Annotated in this window: 15 protein-coding genes; 8 read left to right on the forward strand and 7 right to left on the reverse strand. The window is 70.0% G+C overall.

The features are described 5' to 3' along the window. The first annotated feature begins 12 nt into the window (after positions 1-12). Positions 13-492, forward strand: a complete 480-nt coding sequence (locus QSG27_RS02860) for a YchJ family protein (protein ID WP_306703640.1) — start codon at positions 13-15, stop codon at positions 490-492. Between the two features lie 22 nt (positions 493-514). Next, positions 515-1,276, forward strand: a complete 762-nt coding sequence (locus tag QSG27_RS02865; protein WP_306703641.1) for a YkgJ family cysteine cluster protein — start codon at positions 515-517, stop codon at positions 1,274-1,276. 4 nt (positions 1,277-1,280) lie between these two features. On the opposite strand, the gene QSG27_RS02870 is transcribed toward QSG27_RS02865, so the two are convergent. From QSG27_RS02870 to murJ, 3 genes are all read right to left on the reverse strand, one after another. Further along, on the reverse strand, positions 1,281-1,898 hold the full coding sequence (locus QSG27_RS02870; RefSeq protein ID WP_306703642.1) for a pyroglutamyl-peptidase I family protein: 618 nt from the start codon (positions 1,896-1,898) through the stop codon (positions 1,281-1,283). Between the two features lie 36 nt (positions 1,899-1,934). Further along, positions 1,935-2,933, reverse strand: coding sequence for a tryptophan--tRNA ligase (gene trpS, locus QSG27_RS02875; RefSeq protein WP_306703643.1), 999 nt, complete (start codon positions 2,931-2,933; stop codon positions 1,935-1,937). 61 nt (positions 2,934-2,994) lie between these two features. Further along, positions 2,995-4,569: a murein biosynthesis integral membrane protein MurJ gene (murJ, locus tag QSG27_RS02880; protein WP_306703644.1), complete on the reverse strand. Its 1,575-nt coding sequence runs from the start codon at positions 4,567-4,569 to the stop codon at positions 2,995-2,997. 182 nt (positions 4,570-4,751) lie between these two features. Between murJ and QSG27_RS02885 the strand changes: the two genes are divergently transcribed. The 3 genes from QSG27_RS02885 (at position 4,752) to QSG27_RS02895 (ending at position 9,224) form a co-directional block, all read left to right on the forward strand. After that, positions 4,752-7,292, forward strand: a complete 2,541-nt coding sequence (locus tag QSG27_RS02885; RefSeq protein WP_306703645.1) for an ATP-binding protein — start codon at positions 4,752-4,754, stop codon at positions 7,290-7,292. Between the two features lie 181 nt (positions 7,293-7,473). Continuing rightward, complete coding sequence (locus QSG27_RS02890; protein ID WP_306703646.1) at positions 7,474-8,586, forward strand: ABC transporter substrate-binding protein; 1,113 nt, start codon at positions 7,474-7,476, stop codon at positions 8,584-8,586. A gap of 236 nt (positions 8,587-8,822) precedes the next feature. After that, positions 8,823-9,224, forward strand: coding sequence for a hypothetical protein (locus QSG27_RS02895; protein WP_306703647.1), 402 nt, complete (start codon positions 8,823-8,825; stop codon positions 9,222-9,224). 117 nt (positions 9,225-9,341) lie between these two features. Here the strand turns inward: QSG27_RS02895 and QSG27_RS02900 are convergent, their stop codons facing one another. Beyond that, on the reverse strand, positions 9,342-10,274 hold the full coding sequence (locus QSG27_RS02900) for a replication protein RepA (RefSeq protein ID WP_306703648.1): 933 nt from the start codon (positions 10,272-10,274) through the stop codon (positions 9,342-9,344). 526 nt (positions 10,275-10,800) lie between these two features. Here QSG27_RS02900 and QSG27_RS02905 point away from each other — a divergent pair. Continuing rightward, positions 10,801-11,379 carry a phosphatase PAP2 family protein gene (locus tag QSG27_RS02905; RefSeq protein ID WP_306703649.1) on the forward strand — a complete coding sequence of 193 codons (579 nt, stop codon included), beginning with the start codon at positions 10,801-10,803 and terminating at the stop codon, positions 11,377-11,379. Positions 11,380-11,409: 30 nt separating this feature from the next. On the opposite strand, the gene QSG27_RS02910 is transcribed toward QSG27_RS02905, so the two are convergent. Beyond that, complete coding sequence (locus QSG27_RS02910) at positions 11,410-14,211, reverse strand: [protein-PII] uridylyltransferase (RefSeq protein ID WP_306703681.1); 2,802 nt, start codon at positions 14,209-14,211, stop codon at positions 11,410-11,412. A gap of 224 nt (positions 14,212-14,435) precedes the next feature. On the opposite strand from QSG27_RS02910, the gene QSG27_RS02915 reads away from it, so the two are divergent. Then, on the forward strand, positions 14,436-14,756 hold the full coding sequence (locus tag QSG27_RS02915; RefSeq protein WP_306703650.1) for a hypothetical protein: 321 nt from the start codon (positions 14,436-14,438) through the stop codon (positions 14,754-14,756). Positions 14,757-14,772: 16 nt separating this feature from the next. Here QSG27_RS02915 and QSG27_RS02920 read toward each other — a convergent pair whose 3' ends face one another. After that, complete coding sequence (locus QSG27_RS02920) at positions 14,773-15,321, reverse strand: vWA domain-containing protein (RefSeq protein WP_306703651.1); 549 nt, start codon at positions 15,319-15,321, stop codon at positions 14,773-14,775. 211 nt (positions 15,322-15,532) lie between these two features. On the opposite strand from QSG27_RS02920, the gene mutS reads away from it, so the two are divergent. After that, a complete protein-coding gene (gene mutS, locus QSG27_RS02925) occupies positions 15,533-18,169 on the forward strand; it encodes a DNA mismatch repair protein MutS (RefSeq protein ID WP_306703682.1) in 2,637 nt (878 codons plus the stop codon). A 369-nt stretch (positions 18,170-18,538) separates the two neighbouring features. Here mutS and QSG27_RS02930 read toward each other — a convergent pair whose 3' ends face one another. Next, entirely contained in the window at positions 18,539-18,721 is a 183-nt protein-coding gene (locus tag QSG27_RS02930) for a hypothetical protein (protein ID WP_306703652.1), read from the reverse strand. Between the last annotated feature and the right edge of the window lie 74 nt (positions 18,722-18,795).

Genomic DNA, 18,795 nt, shown 5'->3' on the forward strand with positions numbered 1-18,795 from the left:
CGGACCCGCGCCATGACCTCTTCCGCCTGCCCCTGCTGTTCCGGCCTTCCCTTCGAGTCGTGCTGCGGCCCGATCCTGGCCGGCGCGCCGGCCCCGACCGCGGAGGCGCTGATGCGGTCGCGCTACACCGCCTTCGTCCGCCACGACCTCGACCATGTGGAGCGCACCCACGCGCCGGAGATCCGCGAGGACTTCAACCGCGCCGAGGCGGAGCGGGTCGCCGAGGAGTGCGACTGGCAGCGGCTGGACGTGCTGCGCGTCGCGGAGGAGGGCGACCAGGGCACGGTGGAGTTCCTGATCCACTTCCGCCGCGACGGCCAGGACATGCGCCACCACGAGCGGGCGTCCTTCCGCCGCGAGGACGGCCGGTGGCTCTACAGCGCCGGCGAGGTCAACCCGAAGGGCGAGCCGCGCCGGGTGGTGAAGGTGGGCCGCAACGAGCCCTGCCCCTGCGGCTCGGGGAAGAAATTCAAGGCCTGCTGCGGGCGGTAGGGCCGGACCGGGAACCCTGCCCATGGAACCGCGCTTCGCCTGCACCGCCTGCGGAAAATGCTGCCACGGCCTGCTGCCGCTGACCCTGAAGGACGCGGTGGCCCACGCCGTCCGCTTTCCGCTGGCGCTGGTGTGGACGGTGGTGCGGTCCAACGCGAAATCCTACGACCTCACGACCCGGCTGGGCACCGCCGTGCGCCTGCCCAACCGCAAGACGGTGGCGGTGCTGATCCAGCCCACCGCCTATCTGCCCAACCATTTTCCCTGCCCGGAATTGCAGGCGGACAATCTCTGCGGCATCCATGCCGACAAGCCGTCGCGTTGCCGGGCCATGCCCTTCTACCCCTACCGCGAGGAGAAGGACCAGGCCGACCTGCTCGTCCCCCGCAAGGGCTGGGAGTGCGACGTCTCGGCGGAGGCGCCGGTCGTCTACCGCAACCACGCCATCCTCGACCGGACGGACTTCGACCGCGAGCGCGCCGACCTGCTGGAACAGGCCCCGGTCATGCGGACCTACGCCGACTATGTGCTGAAATACATGCCGTGGATCGTCAACGATCTGGCCAAGATGGCCGCGGCCCCGGCGGGGGGAAAGCTGGTCACCAGCCTGTCGTCCTTCCTGACGGCGACCCGGCGGGCGGACGCGCGGGAACTGGCGGCGGCCCAGGCCCCCCTGATGCAGGCCATGGCCGAGCGCACCCGGAACGATCCGGCGCTGGCGGATTTCCACAAGAACTACGCGGGCTGGGCGAAGGAGATGGAGCGTCTGGCGCAGCGCCCCTGACGGATCAGGCCGCGATCCCCAGGCCCTGGCGCAGCAGCCCGACCAGCGTGCGCACGGCCCGTTCCTGCTGGTCCAGCGTCAGGCCGGAGCGGCCCGGCTGGTCGGCCAGCTGTTCCGGCAGGGGCGGCAGATGGACGAAGCCCATGGGAATGTCGAGATCCGCCGTCTCGATCGCATGGCGGGCGCGGTAGAACAGGTGGTTGCAGACGAAGCCGCCGGCATGGTCGCTGAAGGTCACGGGCAGGCCGGCGATGGCCAGTTCGCGGACCAGCGTGGGCACCGGCAGGGTGGAGCCGTAGGCGGTCGGCCCGTCCGGCACGATGGCGTCATCGGTGCGCACCACGCCCGCGTTGTCGGCCTGCTCGCTCTCGTCGCGGTTCCAGGCCAGCCGCTCGATCTTGATGTATTCGGACCCGGCGGCCAGCCCGAAGCACAGGGCGGCGGCGGGCCGGTGCTCCTCCAGCAGGGCGGCGAAGGCGTCGCCGCAGGCGTCGTATTCGACGGGCAGGACCGCGGTGACGACCCCCGGCTCGCCGGCCAGCCGCTCCATGAGGAGCGCCGTCGGGTTGACGGCGTGATCCCCGAAGGGCTGGAACCCGGTGAGCAGGATGGGAGCCGTCACGGCGCACGCTTTCGGTCGGAGGGTTGGTCCTGGGGGTCAGGGACGCAGAAGGCCGATGATGTCCTTCACGCCGTTCAGGTTCGCCTCGGCGATGGCCGCCGCGCGCTCGCCGCCCTGGCGCAGCAGGCGGTCGATCTCCGCCTTGTCGTCCAGCAGCTCCTTCATGCGGGTGGTCATCGGGGCCAGCTTGGCGACCGACAGATCGACCAGCGCCGCCTTGAAGCCCGAGAACTGGGCGCCCGCGAACTGCTGCACCGTCTGCTCGCGCGTCTGGCCGGACAGGGCGGCGTAGATGGTCACGAGGTTGTCGGCCTCCGGACGCTTCTCCAGGTCGGCGACGGTGTCGGGCAGCGCTTCCGGATCGGTCTTGGCCTTGCGGATCTTCGTCGCGATGGTGTCGGCGTCGTCGGTCATGTTGATGCGCGAATATTCGGACTCGTCCGACTTGCTCATCTTCTTGGTGCCGTCGCGCAGGCTCATCACGCGCGTCGCCTCGCCCAGGATCTGCGGCTCGGGCAGCGGGAAGAACTCGGTGTCGTAGCGGCGGTTGAAGGCGCCGGCGATGTCGCGGGCCAGCTCCAGATGCTGCTTCTGGTCCTCGCCCACCGGGACGTGGGTGGCCTTGTACAGCAGGATGTCGGCGGCCATCAGCACCGGGTAGGAATAGAGGCCGAGGTTGGCCATGTCCTTCTGCTTGCCGGCCTTCTCCTTGAACTGCGTCATGCGGTTCAGCCAGCCGAGCGGCGTGTGGCAGGAGAGGATCCAGGCCAGCTCCGAATGGGCGGGGACGAAGGACTGGTTGAAGAGGATGTTCTTCTCCGGGTCGATGCCGGCGGCGATGTAGGCCGCGGTGACCTCGCGGATGTTGTTGCGCAGGACCTCCGCGTCCTGGTCGATGGTCAGCGCGTGCAGGTCGACGACGCAGAAGATGCACTCGTAGCTGTTCTGCAGCTCGACCCAGTTGCGCAGTGCCCCCAGATAGTTGCCGAGGTGAAGCTGCCGGGTCGGCTGCATGCCGGAGAAGATGCGGTTCACGGGAGGTCTCTCGCTCGAAACTTCTGGAAGGCGGCTGTTATCGCGCCGGAACCGGGCGGGGTCAAGACGCGGGCGGCTCCAATTCCGGGGTGTCCTTGCGCAGGAAGCCCTTCACGTCGGCAAGGTCGGTGGCGCCCGTCAGTTGCGCCAGCGCCGCGAAGACCGCCACGCCGCCCCCCACCAGCAGGGCCAGCGCGCCGAAACGGACCGGCGTCGATCCCGCCTCCAGCCACGGTTCCAGAACCGCCGCGCCGAACAGAAGCGCCGCCCCCATGCCCAGAGCCGCCGCGGCGATGCGCGGCGCGCGGCCCAGGAACCGGTCGTCCAGATGCAGATGCCCGCGGCGGCGCAGCGCGCGGGCCAGCAGGGCGAGGTTCAACCAGGCGGTCAGTCCGGTCGCCAGCGCGATCCCCACATGCTCCAGCACCGGCATCAGCGCGATGCCCAGCGCCAGGTTGGCGGCGGTCACCACCACGGCGACGCGCACCGGGGTCGCCGTGTCCTGCCGGGCGAAGAAGGCGGCGTTCAGCGCCTTGACGATCACATGGGCCGGGATGCCGATGGCGTAGGCGGCCAGCGCCCAGGCCGTCGCCTGCGCCTCCGCCGGGCCGAAGGCGCCGCGCTCGAACAGGACCGACACGATGGGCGCCCCGGCGACGGCCAGCGCCACCGCCGCCGGCAGGCCCAGCAGCAGGCTGAACTCCAAAGCGCGGCTGAGGTAATGGCGCACCATCCGCTCGTCCCCCGCCGCGGCGTAACGGGCCAGCACGGGCAGCAGGGCGGTGCCGATGGCGATGCCGATGATGCCCAGCGGCATCTGGTTCAGCCGGTCGGCGTAATAGAGGAAGGACACCGCCCCCGACGGCAGAAGCGAGGCCAGGACGACGTTCAGGAACAGGTTGATCTGCATGACCCCGGCGCCGATCGCCCCCGGCCCGACCAGCCGGAACAGGCGGCGCATCCCCTCGGTCATCCGCGGCAGGGTCGGCCGCAGCGTCACCCCCGCGGCCCGGCAGGCCCAGCCCATCCAGACCAGTTGCACCACGCCCGACAGGGTCACCGCCGCGGCCATGGCCCGCCCCGGCTCCAGCCCCAGACGCGGGGCGGTCAGCAGGGCGGCGATGAGGGTCAGGTTGAAGGCGATGGGGGCGGCGGCGAAGGGGCCGAAACGGTCCAGCGCGTTCAGCACCCCGCCCAGCAGCGCCACCAGCGACACCAGCATCAGATAGGGAAAGGTCAGCCGCGCCATGTCCACGGCCAGCGCGAACTTCTCCGGCTCGTCCGCGAAGCCCGGCGCCAGGACGTGCATCAGGCCGGGCATCGCCAGGATGGCCAGCGCGGTGAAGGGCAACAGCACGGACAGCAGGATGGCCAGCGCCTGTTCGGCGAAGGCCACGGCGGCGGCGCGCCCGTTGCGCTGAAGCTCCGCCGCGAAGAGCGGCACGAAGGCAACGCTGAAGGCCCCCTCCGCGAACAGGCGGCGGAAGAAGTTCGGCAGCTTCAGCGCCACGAAGAAGGCGTCGGCCACCGGCCCGGCGCCGAGCACCGCCGCGGTCAGGATGTCGCGGGCGAAGCCGGCCAGCCGGCTCAGCAGGGTCAGGCCGCCGACGGTGGCAATGGCGCGGGCGAAGCTCATCCGGCGGTGGGCCCGTCCGCCGCCGGCGCCCGCAGAAAACCCGCAAAAGTTTGATTATTCTCCACTTTTTGTATCATTGGTCGCCGGTTTGTCCATTGAAGGGGGAGAGTGGCTGGCGCATAATGCTTTTCAGGCAGTGCTTGAGGTCCGCAGTGCGACGATGGATCGCTTTTCCGCGGGGGGTGGATGCCCGTCTCATTCTCCCCGCCGTCGCGGTCGCCGTGGCCATCGCGGCGCTGTGGTGGACGCTGCTGAGCCGCATCGACCGCGAAGAGCGGTTCCTGGACCAGACGGCCCGCCAGCACACGGCGGCCATGGCGCAACTGGTCGAGGAACAGGCCATCGCCACCTTCCGCCGGCTGGACGACCTTCTGATCGATCTGGCGTCCCATGTCGAGAAGGACATTCCCCTCCTGATTCCGACCCGGCGGTCGTTCGAGGAAGGGCTGGCCGCCTCCATCCGGATTTACGATGCGAACGGCTGGCTGTCCATGGGCTTGGGGCGGACCACCACCCGCGATCCCGTGCTGGAGTGGGAGGAGTTCGCCCGGCACAAGTCCGGCGCCCACCGGAAGGGCAACCAGAAGGGCTTCGTCATCGGCCTGCCCTTCGTCAGCCCGGAATCGTCGGACGTCTTCATTCCGGTGTCGCGCCGTCTGGACGGGTCGGACGGGCGGTTCCGCGGCGTCGCCGTGGTCGACATCCCGGCGGAGGCCTTCTCCCGCTTCTATGGTCGGCTGGACCTGCCGCGCGGCAGCTCGGTCGCCATCGCCCGTGCGGACGGCCCCCTGCTGGCCCGCCACGCCCTTCAGGAGCTGGTGGTCGGGCGCAACTTCCGCAATGCCGAAGCGTGGCCGGAGCCGGGGAGCGGGACGGTTCGCCACCTGCGCGCCGCCAGCGTGGTGGACGGGGTGGAGCGCATCTACGCCTTCCGCGCTTCCGCCGACTACCCCCTCGTGACGGTGGTCGGCGAGTCGATGGAGACGGTGTTCGGCGCGTGGCGGCAGAACCGTTTCGTCTCCATCGCCTGGGCCACCGTCACCACCGCGGTGATCCTGCTGTTCACCACCGCCTTCCTGGTGGAGCTTCAGCGGCGCCGGCACGGCGACCGGGCGCTGCGCATCCGCAACCGCGCCATGGAATGGAGCGGCGACGGCATCCTGATCGCCGACGCCACCCGGCCGGGTACGCCGGTGGTCTATGCCAACCCCGCTTTCGCCCGGCTGATGGGAATCGGGCAGGACGCCTCCATCGGCCGCGCGGTGGAGGAGGTTCTGAAGGGCGCCATCGCGGACCCCGCGGTCATCGGCCCCCTGTGCAGGGGCGACGGCGAGGCCGGGGACATGCTGGTGGAATTCCGGCGGCCCGCCGCCGCGGTGGGTGAAGGGATGAGTGGCGAAGCGGCGGACGACGCGGCGGACGTCTGGCTGGAACTGCGCGCCTCGCCCGTGCGCGGCCCCGGCGGGCAACTGGTCAGCGTGATCGCCACCGTCCGCGACATCACGGAGCACAAGAGCGCCCAGGCCGCGCTGGCCGACGCGCGGCGGGAGGCGGACCGGGCCAACGTCGCCAAGTCGAAGTTCCTGGCGGCGGCCAGCCACGACCTGCGCCAGCCCGTGCAGTCGCTGATGCTGCTGATGGAGGCGCTGTCCACCCGCAACACCGATCCCGCCATGCGCAAGATCCTGACCACCATGGACCGTGCGCTGGGCGCCCTGAAGATGCTTCTGGACGGGCTGCTGGACGTGTCGCGGCTGGAGGCCGGGGCGGTGGAGCCGGCGCGCAAGGTCTTCCCGGTGACGGAGCTTCTGGACCGCATCGCCGCCAACAGCCGCCCGGTGGCGGTGCGCAAGGGGCTTCTGCTGCACATCGTGCCCTGCGGGGTCCATGTGGACAGCGACCCGATGCTGCTGGGCCGCATCCTTCAAAATCTGGTGGAGAACGCGCTGCGCTACACCAGCCGCGGGCGCATCCTGGTCGGCTGCCGGCGGCGCGGGGCGGTGCTGCGGATCGAGGTGTGGGACACCGGCATCGGCATTCCCGCCGACCGGCAGGAGGACATTTTCCAGGAGTTCGTCCAGGTCGGCAACGCCGGCCGCGACCGCGATCAGGGGCTCGGCCTCGGGCTCGCCGTGGTGCGCCGGCTCGCCTGCATGCTCAACCACCCGGTCAGCCTGCGCTCCGAACCGGGGCATGGGTCGGTCTTCCGGGTGGAGGTGCCGCTCGCCGAGCCGCCCGCCCCGGCCCGGACCCCGCCGGCGGGCTTCCCCGTCACCGCGCGGATGCGCGCCGGCGCCCGCGTGCTGGTGGTCGAGGACGATCCCATCGTCCGCGAGGGGCTGTGCGCGATGATCCAGCAATGGGGGCACGAGGTGTTTCCCGCCGCCACCTTCGGCGAGGCGGTGGAGATCCTGCGCCGCCACCCCGACCCGGACGTGGTCGTCGCCGACTACCGGCTGGGCGAGGGGCACACGGGGACCGAAACCATCCGCGAGGTGCGGCGCCTGTCGAAGCGTCCGATCCCCGGCATCCTGGTGACCGGCGACACCGCGCCGGACCGTCTGGCGGAGGCGGAGGCCGGCAAGTTCCGCATCCTGCACAAACCCGTCATGGCCGAGGACCTGCGCGGCGCCATCGCCCTGGCCCTGGCTCCGGCCCTGGCTCCGGCCCTGGCTCCGGATGCGCTGGCGCTCGACCCCGCGCAGCGCGAACTGGCCGACTGAACCGGTCCTTTCCCATCCCGAAGGCCGTGCCATGCGCCGGGCGTGCGGCAGCCTACGCCTGTTTAACCGTTGCGCCGGCATCGTCGCTTTGCTTGTGTGCCTGTTTCGGAGGCGGCATCCGCGGTCTCCGATCCAGAACGTTCGATAAAAAGAACATGATCCCGGAGAGAGGAATCCACCCATGATCCGCGCGAAGCTGGCTGTGACCGCCGCCGCCGTTGCCTTGGGGACCGGCCTGTGGGCCGGGGGCGCCCAGGCCGACATCACCATCGCGCTGGCCGGGCCGATGACCGGCGCCGCCGCCGCCTATGGCGAGCAGACCCGTGCGGGCGTCGAGGCCGCCGTGGCCGACATCAACGCCAAGGGCGGGCTGCTGGGCCAGAAGCTGGTCCTGACCATCGCCGACGACGCCTGCGACGCCAAGCAGGCGGTGGCCGCCGCCAACAAGCTGGTCGGCCAGAACGTCGCCGCGGTGATCGGCCACGTCTGTTCGGGTGCCTCCATCGCCGCCTCCAACGTCTATGGCGAGGAGGGGATCGTGATGATTTCCCCCACCGCGACCAGCCCGCAGTTCACCGACCGCGGCCTGAAGAACGTCTTCCGCGTCTGCGGCCGCGACGACCAGCAGGGCGAAGTGGCGGCGAAGCTGATCGCCGACCGCTACAAGGGCAAGAAGGTCGCCATCGTCCACGACAAGCAGGCCTACGGTCAGGGCCTTGCCGACGACGTGAAGCGCCGCCTGAACGCCGCCGGCATCACCGAGGCCGCCTTCACCAGCATCACCGCCGGCGAGAAGGACTATTCCGCCCTCATCACCCGGCTGAAGTCCGAAGGGGTGGAGGTGCTGTATTACGGCGGCTACGACCAGGAACTGGGGCTGATCGCCCGCCAGTCGGCGGACCAGCAGTTCCGCCCGCAGATCATCGGCGCCGACGGCATCCAGCCGCAGTCCTACTGGAACATCGCGGGCGAGACGGCGGAAGGCACGCTGTTCACCTTCTCCCCCGACCCGCAGCGCAACCCCGCCGCCAAGCCGGTGGTGGAGGCCCTCCAGGCCAAGAACATCCGCACCGACGGCTTCACCCTGTTCGCCTACGCGGCGGTGCAGACCTACGCCCAGGCCGTGCAGAAGGCCAACAGCGCCAAGTCCGCCGACGTGGCGAAGGCGCTGCGCGCCGGCCCGTCCTTCGACACGGTGGTCGGCTCGCTGGCCTTCGACGACAAGGGCGACCTGAAGCAGCCGGGCTATGTGTTCTGGGCTTGGAAGAACGGCGAGAAGGTCCAGGTGGACTGATCCCGTCCGGCCCGTCCGGCAGGAGGAAAGGCGGGGCCGCTGCGCCCCGCCTTTTTTCATGCGGGCCGGTTTTATGCGGGCCGGAGCCGTCGTGGTCGGCGATTGCCAAGGGCGTGCTGTCGTGGCGTGAACCTTTTTCCCCGCGCCGGTGTTTGCGCTTGGGGTAACCACACACCGTCACGAACACCGCCAACCAACACCGCCAACCAACACCGCCACAGGGCAGGGAGGCCGCGATGCATCGCCACGCCGGACGCCGTTCGCGCAACCGCAGGACCGCCGGGCTTGCCCTGTGCGCCGGTCTGCTCGGCCTCGGCGCCTGCGCCTCCCTGGGGCCGCCGCGCAGCGCGGAACCCGCTCCCGGAGCGGTGGAGGCGCTGAACGGCATGGTGCGGGGACCCTGCAACCGCCCCGTCGCCTCCGTCCTGGCGGGTGAAGGGATTCCGGTGGGGCAGTTCCGGGACGCGGTCTACAGCGAATTGCGCACCGGGCCGAGCGGGCGGGTGTCGCAGTACGAGGTGTGGCTCTATCCGCGGGACAAGCCCGGGGTGCTCACCGTCACCATGGACGAGACCTGCCGCCCGATGCAGATCTACACGCGGGAAGGCGGCAACCTTCAGTCCTTCAAGGCGGGGTAGCCGGCTGTCGGCACAAAATCCCTCTCCCGTCTCGGGAGAGGGATTTCAGGCCGTTGGCAATCGCCGACTCCGATTCCGACTCCGATTCCGGGGCCCGGCGGCTTGGCAATCGCCGACCTACCCGCGCGTGGCGGGGAGGATCTTGCGTTCCGGAATCGGCGGGGGCGAGGGGTAGAGCAGGACTCCCGTGTCGGAGAACTCCACCCGCGCCGCCTCGTAGACGGCCAGCGCCAGATCCAGAGCCACCCGGAACTCCGGCTTGAAATGCTTCAGCTCCTTGTAGCCGCCGCCGAACTGGGTGAAGAGCGCCTTCCAGGTCACCGGAATCGGGTCGCGCAGCACATGCAGGCGGTAGGCGAGCCAGACATAGACGTCGATCGCCATGGAACAGCCGCCGATGTGGCGGATCGCCGGCTCCCAGATCGGCACGGGGGAGCGCTTCAGGGCGGCGAAGAAGGTTTCGGAAAGCTGCACCGTCTCGCGCCACAGCGTGCCCTGCCCGTCGTCGTCGCGAAGGCGGATGCCGCCGTTGACGATGTTCTCCTTGGCGAAGCCCTCCGCCCCGTCCTTGTCCCAGAAGAAGGTCAGGCGGCACAGGTTGATGCGGGTCGCCTGCTCCTGCACCGCCTTGTAGGTGGAACCGCCCGCCGACACGCCCATGCGGTCCAGCCAGTCGTTCATCGAGCGGCCAAGCTCGATCTCGCGGCTGTTGTCCTGGATCGCGCGGGTCTGGAGGTAGAGCAGGATCAGCCGCGCCTTGGCGCCATAGGGCACGCCGACCGGCATCAGGCTGCCGTCGCGCTTGCGCTCCTTGCCCGGCTCCACCAGCAGGGTGACGCGGCCCTGGTCGCGGCGCCATTCGGCGTCCGGCGCCAGCTTGCGGTGGGGCAGGCTGGTCAGGCAGAATCCGGAATAGGTGATGCCCAGGGCGTTGGACTCGTCCTCCAGCACCGCCGCCGCGACATCCACGACGCTGGCGCGCTTCGGGTCCACGAGGTTCCGCGCCTCGCGCCGGCCATGCGTCATGATGAGTTGGTGCACGTCGCCCATAGGTTCCCCCCGTCCATCCTGCCCGCAGTCGAACATGCAGCGCCGGGAGAGTCCATTTGGCGATCGCCGACGAGGCTAATTGAGACCTAATTGCTGGAGTCTATTTGCTAGGTCGGCGATTGCCTGTGGACGACTCGGGGGTGCGTCGGCGATTGCCAGAAGACTCGTCGGCGTTCGCCAAGGGACCTTGTGGGAATCATCGGAGACTCGCCCCAGACTCGTGGCGACTCGGGTACTGGTCGGCGATTGCCAAGCCGGGGTGGGGGTGGCGAGGCGCGACTCGGGATTTCATGGTCCGGTCTTGGGGATTTCTGGCGGGTTGGTCGGCGATTGCCAAGGCGGCTGTTCTTTGGCAATCACCGACTCCCCGCACTCCGCGAGTGTTGCATTGCGCTGATCGCGTGAACGGTCGGCGATTGCCAAGGCGGCACCCCTGCCTTGCGGGACCGTGTGGGCACGGAACGGCAGCGCGGCTGTTGACGCTTGGCCCCCGCAATCACGGGGCCTGCATCGGGAGACCCGCGACATGAGCGACGAGCGTTTCACGGACCGCGTGCTGGACGGCGTGAACGGACTGGACGGCACCGCCCACCGCAAGGCCGTCGCCCTGGGCGCGGAGGTGCCGGCCCTGCGCGACGGGCTTCAGGTGCCCAGCTCCCGCATGGTGCTGATGCCGGCGCTGGGGGCGCTGTGGGCCGCCGGGCTGGGCTGGGAGAAGCCGGGCTGGTCGCGCCTCGCCCGGCAGGGGCTGCTGGCCATCGCGCTGGGGACGGTGGCCGGCAAGGGGATCAAGCGCGTCGTCTGCCGCGCCCGGCCGAACCAGGGCCGCGACCCCCGCCGCTGGGGCAAGGCCGACGGCAAACACGCCTCCTTCCCGTCCGGCCACGCCATCAACGTGGCGGCGCTGACCACGGCGGTCGGGCTGAACCGCGGCCTTTCCCCGGCCACCATGGTCAGCCTGGGCTTCGCCGCGGCGGTGGGCTGGTCGAGCCTCGCCACCGAACGGCACTGGGCGTCCGACTGTGCGGCGGGCGTGGCGACGGGCGTGCTGGCGGGGTTGGCCGCCGAAGCGATCGACGGCTGGGTGGAAGATCGGCTGTCCTGAACCGGGGGGGCCGGGGCCGGACAGCCGTCGTCACCCCGCCGGATCGGCCAGAGCGTGCAGCAGCCGTTCGCGGATCTGGGCCAGCTTGCTCTCGTGGGTGACCTTCAGGCCGAAAACGTCCTTCACATAGAAGACGTCGATGGCCTTCTCGCCGTAGGTGGAGATCTTCGCCGACGAGATTTGCAGGGTCAGGTTGGTCAGCGCGCGGGTCAGGTCGTACAGCAGGCCGGGGCGGTCGCGCCCGTTCACCTCGATCACCGTGTGGGTGGTGGAGGCGTTGTTGTCGATCAGCACGCGCGGCGGCACGTGGAAGACGCGGGTGCGGCTGGCGTGCGGGGCCTTGCGCTTGGTCAGCTCGTGCAGCGGCTTCAACTGGCCGGACAGCACCTTCTCGATCATCACCGACAGCTTGGCGAGCTTGTCGCCGCTCTCGAAGGCGCCGCCGCCCGCCGCATCCTGAACGGTGAAGACGTCCAGCGCCATGCCGTTGGTCATGGTGAAGATGCGGGCGTCCACGATGTCCGCCCCCGCCGCCGCCAGCGCCCCGGCCAGACGGGAGAACAGGCCGTGGTGGTCGGTGGCGAAGATCGTCACCTCGGTGATCGCCCGCCCGCGGTCGATGCGCGTGTTGACGGTCAGCGGGCGCTCGTCGCGCAGCGCCTCGCGGACCAGCCGGGCCTGCCGGCCCAGCGTCTCGGCGTCGAAGGCCAGCCAGTAGGCCGGGTAGCCCAGCGCGATGTGCTGCTCGAAATCGGCGTCGTCGAAGTCGGTCAGCTCGGCCCGCAGCGCCGCCTGGGCGGCCTGGATGCGGCGCCCGCGCCCTTCGACCGACAGGCCGCCGGACATCACCTCCTCCGACCGGTTGTAAAGCTCGCGCAGCAGCGTGGCCTTCCAGTTGTTCCAGCGCTGCGGCCCGACCGCCCGGATGTCCGCCACGGTCAGCACCAGCAGCAGGCGCAGCCGCTCCGGCGACTGGACGAGCGACACGAAGTCCCGCACCGTCTTGTCGTCCTCCAGGTCGCGCTTGAAGGCGGTGTAGGACATGGCGAGGTGCCAGCGCACCAGCCAGGCGACCGTCTCCGTCTCCTCCGCCGTCAGGCCGAGCCGCGGGCACAGCTTCTCCGCCACCCGCGCGCCCAGCACGGAATGGTCGCCGCCGCGGCCCTTGGCGATGTCGTGCAGCAGCACGGCGACGTAGAGCGCGCGCCGCGACACCACCTTGTGGATCACCTCCGACGACAGCGGCAGCTCGTTCAGCAGCTCGCCCGTCCCGATCTTGTGCAGGATGCCCAGCGCGAACAGCGTGTGCTCGTCCACCGTGTAGACGTGGTACATGTCGTACTGCATCTGCGCCACCACCCGCCCGAAGTCGGGGATGAAGCGGGCCAGCACCCCGGCCTCGTTCATGCGGCGCAGCGTGATCTCGGGGTCCTTCTGGCCGGTCAGGATCTCCAGGAACAGCCGGTTGGCCTCCGGGTCCGCGCGCAGCTTCGGCCCCACCACCGACAGCGAGCGCGTGATGGCGCGCAGCGCGTTGGGGTGGATGTCGATGTCGTTCTGCTGGGCGGTGTGGAACAGCCGGATCATGTCCAGCGGCTCGTCCTTGAACTGGCGGTCGTTGCGGACGTTCAGCCGCTCGCCGTCCACCACGAAGCCGTCCACGTCCTTGCGGCGGGCCAGCGCCGCCAGACGCAGGATGTTGAACTTGGGCGGGCGCTTCGATTCCGCCTCCAGCGCCGCGCAGAAGATGCGGGTCAGGTCGCCCACGTCCTTGGCGACCAGGAAGTAGTGCTTCATGAAGCGTTCCACGCCCTTGGTCCCGGCGTGGTCGGTGTAGCCCATGCGGGTGCCGATCGACGTCTGCACGTCGAAGGTCAGCCGGTCCTCCATGCGCCCGGTCAGGTAGTGCAGGTGGCAGCGCGCGGTCCACAGGAAGTTCTGCGCCTTGGCGAAGCGCTGCGCCTCCTCCGGCAGAAGCACCTTCTTGCCGACCAGATCGTCCACGTCCTCGACCCGGTACAGGTACTTGGCGATCCAGAACAGGGTTTGCAGGTCGCGCAGGCCGCCCTTGCCGTCCTTCAGGTTGGGTTCCAGCACGTAACGGCTGTCGCCCAGCTTCTGGTGGCGGTTGTCGCGCTCGGCCAGCTTGGCCTCGACGAACTCCGGCCCGGTGCCGGCCACCACCTCGCGGTCGAAGCGGCGGCGCAGTTCGGTGAACAGCTTGCGCGGACCCCAGAGGTAGCGCGCCTCCAGGATGGCGGTGCGGATGGTGACGTCGGCCTTGGACTGGCGGATGCAGTCGTCCACGCTGCGCACCGCATGGCCGACCTTCAGCCCCAGGTCCCACAGGATGTAGAGCATGTACTCCACCACCTGCTCCACCCGCGGGGTGCGCTTGTAGGGCAGAAGGAACAGCAGGTCGATGTCGGAGAAGGGCGCCAGCTCGCCCCGGCCATAGCCGCCGGTGGCCACGATGTCGAACACCTCGCCGGAGGTCGGGTTGGGCGAGGGGAAGATGTGGGTGACCGTCAGGTCGGCCAGCGAGCGCACTACCCCGTCGGCGAGGTAGCAGTTCTGCCGCACGCAGTCCTCGCCCGATCCCTTGGCCTCGAACCGGGCGCGCACCTCCGCCCGCCCGTCGTTCAGCGCGCCGCGCAGCCGGGCGATCAGGGCGGGGCGCAGCTTGTCGCCGGTCCCATGCTCCGTCACCAGCGTTTCCAGGTCCTCCGCCAGCTTGCGCCGGGACAGGATGGCGCGCTTGTTGGGGATGTTGGCGGCGCCGGCGTCGGAAGGGTCGGCGGCGTCGGCGGAGGCGGCGCGGGTGGAGAGCATCGGCAAAACGTGAGCCTTCCCAGGGATGCGAGGGGTGCGACGAACCGTGCGGCGTTCCGACTATAACGGGAAAGACGATAATTCGCACGCGGCAGACCGAAAGAGGCTGCCGTCTGTTTGCTGCATGATCCGGCCGGGAGCGCCGCTGTGACGGCCGTCACTGACACGCTCCATTCCAAAGGGGTAGGGAGTTGCCAGTGAGACACGCGCGAGGGAGGCCACCGATGATTCCGAATTCCGAAACGGTACGGCGGGAACTGGCGAATCTCGGCAACGCCCTGACCCTGGCGGAACGGGGCCTTCCGCGTCACACCCCCGCCGAACTGATGGCCTGGCTGGTGCACGCGCTGGCCCTGTGCCCCGGCTGCATCGGCGACGCGCTTCTGTTCGAGATCTGCGGCACCGCGACGGACGCCCGGGCCACCGACGCCGACAAGATCGCCCTGATCCGCAAGGGCTGGGCCGTGGTGGTGCGGGCGCAGTTCCGCCTGCGCGGCCTGTCCGTGGTGGGCGGCGGAGGCGAATGGCGGGCCTGCGCCGCCTGAACGGCTGCCTGGGGGTTTACTCTTCCCGCACCGACAGGTGGATGTTGGCGCCGCCGTTGCGTTCCAGGATCTCCGCGGCCTCCACCTCGTCCTCCACCTCGGCGGTGCGCACCCACAGGATGACGCCTCCGGCCTCCAGCGCGCGGCTGAACTCGTCGGTGTCGGGGTGGCTGGTCAGCTCGTCCAGGTAATCCTTGATGGCGACGCCGCCCAGCCCGGCGGCGACGATGGCCGCCAGCGGGGCGGCGATCGGGCCGCCGACGATGGCGAGAAGCCCGGCGGTGGTCAGGGGAAAGGCGTATTTCATCTCGCCCACCAGCCCGGTCAGCGCCTCGTCGGTCGGGGTCTGCGGGCGCTGGTCCGCGGCCTCCAGCGAGGTGTGGCTGGCCAGCACCGACAGGTCGTCGCGGTCGAAACCGGCATCCAGAAGGGCGGCCACAGCCTTGTCGAACGCCTCGCGGGTCTTGAACAGGGCGACGACCTCGCGCACCTCGCCGACGGTGTCCTGGCCGCTGGCGTTCGGGCCACCGGCGTTCTCTGGGGTGTTCTCGGGCGCTTGCGTCACGGCGGTCTCCTTCCCAGCTTCGGCTTGCACGTTCTACGGGCACCGAACAGTCTAGCGAAGCGGTCATCGCGGCACCAGAGCGGGCGTGCTAGGGTGCCCGCCTGCCTTTGCCCGCCACAACGCAACCGGTTGAAGTCCCGTGTCCGACGCGCCCGCCGCCATACCGCCCGCCATCATCCCGCCCCCCATCATTCCGCCCGATGCCACCCCGATGATGGCGCAGTATCTGGAGATCAAGCAGGCCCATCCCGACTGCCTGTTGTTCTACCGGATGGGCGACTTCTACGAGATGTTCTTCGAGGACGCGGTGAACGCCGCCCGCGCGCTGGACATCGCGCTGACCAAGCGCGGCCAGCATCTGGGCGAGGACATCCCCATGTGCGGCGTCCCGGTCCACAGCCATGAATCCTACCTTCAGCGCCTGATCCGCCAGGGCTTCCGCGTCGCCATCTGCGAGCAGATGGAGGACCCGGCGGAGGCCAAGAAGCGCGGCAGCAAATCGGTGGTGAAGCGCGGCGTCATCCGCATCGTCACCCCCGGAACGCTGACCGAGGACAGCCTGCTCGATTCCCGCGCTTCCAACTGGCTGGCCGCGGTGGCGGAGGCGGCGGGCGGGCTCGGCCTCGCCTGGCTGGAGCTGTCCACCGGCGAGCTGGTCGTGCAGCCGGTGGAGCGCGCCGGGCTGGGGGCGGCGCTCGGCCGCCTCGACCCGCAGGAGGTGCTGGTCTCCGAGAAGCTGTGCCAGAGCCCGGACCTGTACGAGCTGTGGGGGGAATGGAAGCCGCGCCTGACCGTGCAGCCGACCCCGCGCTTCGACAGCGAGAACGGGCGGCAGCGGCTGCTCGCCCTCTACGGCGTCGGCACGCTGGACGCCTACGGGCAATTCTCCCGCGCCGAGGTCGCGGCGGCGGGCGCGCTGGTCGCCTATGTGGAGCTGACCCAGAAGGGCCGCGTGCCGCGCCTGTCGCCGCCGCGCCGGCTCGGCCCCGGTGCCGTGATGGAGATCGACGCGGCGACCCGCCGCAACCTGGAGCTGACCCGCACCCTGACGGGGGAGCGGCGGGGCAGCCTGCTCGCCACCATCGACCGCACGGTGACCGGGGCGGGGGCGCGGCTGCTGGCCGCCCAGCTCTCGGCCCCGCTGACCAACCCCGCCGCCATCGCCAAGCGGCTGGACATGGTGGAGTTCGCGTTGAACGAGGAGCGGCTGCGCGCCGACCTGCGCGAGACGCTGCGCCGCTGCCCGGACCTGGAGCGCGCCCTGTCCCGCCTGACGCTGGGGCGCGGCGGGCCGCGCGATCTGGCGTCGGTGCGCGACGGGCTGGTCCAGGCCTCGGCCATCCGCCTGCTGCTGAACGGCCATCCCGGCGGCCCGCTGCCCGACGGGCTGGTCGCCGTGGCGAAGGGGCTGGGCGAGCACGGCGAGCTGGTCCAGCAACTGACCCAGGCGCTGGCGCCGGAGCTGCCGCTGCTGGCCCGCGACGGCGGCTTCATCGCGCGGGACTATTCCTACGCGCTGGACGAGCTGGTGACGCTGCGCGACGAGAGCCGGCGGCTGATCGCCGGGCTTCAGGTCAAATACGCCGGGATCGCCGGGGTGCCGGCGCTGAAGATCAAGCACAACAACGTGCTCGGCTACCACATCGAGGTGACGGCGACCCACGCGGACAAGCTGATGTCCGAGAAGGGGCGCGAGGTCTTCATGCACCGCCAGACCATGGCGAACGCCGTGCGCTTCGGCACGGTCGAGCTGTCGGACCTGGAGCGCCGCATCTCCGAAGCCGCCGACAAGGCGCTGGCCGTGGAGCTGGAGCTGTTCAACGACCTCGTGGAGGAGGTGACCAGCCGCGCCGACGTCATCGCCCAGGCGGCGCACGCGCTGGCCGCGCTGGACGTCGCCACCTCGTTGGCCGAACTGGCCGCGGAGCGGCGCTACAACCGGCCCGTGGTGGACGGCAGCCTCGCCTTCTCGATCAAGGGCGGGCGGCACCCGGTGGTGGAGGCGGTGCTGGACGCCGGCAACGCGGGACCCTTCGTCGCCAACGACTGCGACCTCGCTCCGGACAACCGGCTGTGGCTGCTGACCGGCCCGAACATGGCGGGTAAATCCACCTTCCTGCGCCAGAACGCGCTGATCGCCGTGCTGGCCCAGATGGGCGGTTTCGTGCCGGCGGACAGCGCGCACATCGGGGTGGTGGACCGGCTCTACAGCCGTGTCGGTGCCGCCGACGATCTGGCGCGGGGACGTTCCACCTTCATGGTGGAGATGGTCGAGACCGCGGCCATCCTGAACCAGTCCGGCGACCGCGCGCTGGTCATCCTGGACGAGATCGGGCGCGGCACGGCGACCTTCGACGGCCTGTCCATCGCCTGGGCCTGCGTGGAGCACCTGCACGACGTCAATCGCTGCCGCGCGCTGTTCGCCACCCATTACCACGAGCTGACCATGCTGGCCGGCAAGCTGCCGGGCCTGTCCTGCCACACCATGCGCATCAAGGAATGGCAGGGCGACGTGGTGTTCCTGCACGAGGTGACGGCGGGGGCGGCGGACCGCAGCTACGGCATCCATGTGGCGAAGCTGGCGGGCCTGCCCGGCGCCGTGGTGGGCCGCGCGGAGGAGGTGCTGACCATCCTGGAATCGGGCGACCAGAACGCCGCCATCCACCGTCTGGCCGAGGATCTGCCGCTGTTCAGCGCCGCGCTGAAGCGCCCGGCCCCCGCAGCGGCGCCCGCCGCCGCCCCGGAACCGTCACGGGTGGAGGAGGCGTTGAAGTCCATCGACCCCGACAGCCTGACTCCGCGCCAGGCTCTGGAGGAGTTGTACCGGCTGCGCGGCATGATGCGTTAAACGGGAATATTTGCGAAGCGTCACACGCTATTGTATGAAAAACCGCCGCCGCAGCGTCCCGTCCCGCTGAGGATGGGCGCTGTCATCCAAGCGGCGGGAAGGGGGTGTGTTTATTGACCCCTGGTAAGGTCCTGGTGATCTGCACGGTCATACAGACGGTCGTCGCGATCCTCGCGCTGGTCGTCGCCGTGCTGTAAGCCAGACGACGGAGGGGCGGCGCGGCAACGCCGCCCCTCTTTTCGTGTGCACGCCCGTTCGGCCATACAAACCGTCCGAAGCGCGCGGTACCGGAGGTGTCGTCTATTGACCACTGGTGCGGGAAATATAGCGCCGAACCACAGCCGCTGCAATCCCATCCCATGGCCGGGCTCAAGCCCGTTCCGCCGCGTCTTCCTCCATCGGGGCGCCGCGGTCGTGGATGGGGGTGACGTGGCGCTGCGCGTGGCGCAGCTTTTCCTCCACCGCCTCGTTCACGAACTGGTCGAGCGACCGGCCTTCCCGCTCGGCGGCCTTGGACGCTTCGGATTCCAGCGATCTGCGCAGATGAACCATTCTGTGCCTCCCCCACCGTGGAATGGACTCGTCCGGGATGACAGATGGGAAGCGCGGTTCCGTGCTGCGAGCCG

This window comes from Azospirillum isscasi (assembly GCF_030849505.1).
In the GTDB taxonomy this organism is placed as follows: Bacteria; Pseudomonadota; Alphaproteobacteria; order Azospirillales; family Azospirillaceae; genus Azospirillum; species Azospirillum isscasi.

Excerpts from the sequence above, each read along its gene's own strand:
- QSG27_RS02860 (WP_306703640.1), top strand. The coding sequence starts at position 13 with ATGACCTCTTCCGCCTGCCCCTGCTGTTCCGGCCTTCCCTTCGAGTCG.
- QSG27_RS02865 (WP_306703641.1), top strand. The coding sequence starts at position 515 with ATGGAACCGCGCTTCGCCTGCACCGCCTGCGGAAAATGCTGCCACGGC.
- murJ (WP_306703644.1), bottom strand. The coding sequence starts at position 4,569 with ATGAGCTTCGCCCGCGCCATTGCCACCGTCGGCGGCCTGACCCTGCTG.
- QSG27_RS02890 (WP_306703646.1), top strand. The coding sequence starts at position 7,474 with ATGATCCGCGCGAAGCTGGCTGTGACCGCCGCCGCCGTTGCCTTGGGG.
- QSG27_RS02895 (WP_306703647.1), top strand. The coding sequence starts at position 8,823 with ATGCATCGCCACGCCGGACGCCGTTCGCGCAACCGCAGGACCGCCGGG.
- QSG27_RS02900 (WP_306703648.1), bottom strand. The coding sequence starts at position 10,274 with ATGGGCGACGTGCACCAACTCATCATGACGCATGGCCGGCGCGAGGCG.
- QSG27_RS02905 (WP_306703649.1), top strand. The coding sequence starts at position 10,801 with ATGAGCGACGAGCGTTTCACGGACCGCGTGCTGGACGGCGTGAACGGA.
- QSG27_RS02910 (WP_306703681.1), bottom strand. The coding sequence starts at position 14,211 with ATGCTCTCCACCCGCGCCGCCTCCGCCGACGCCGCCGACCCTTCCGAC.
- QSG27_RS02915 (WP_306703650.1), top strand. The coding sequence starts at position 14,436 with ATGATTCCGAATTCCGAAACGGTACGGCGGGAACTGGCGAATCTCGGC.
- mutS (WP_306703682.1), top strand. The coding sequence starts at position 15,533 with ATGATGGCGCAGTATCTGGAGATCAAGCAGGCCCATCCCGACTGCCTG.
- QSG27_RS02930 (WP_306703652.1), bottom strand. The coding sequence starts at position 18,721 with ATGGTTCATCTGCGCAGATCGCTGGAATCCGAAGCGTCCAAGGCCGCC.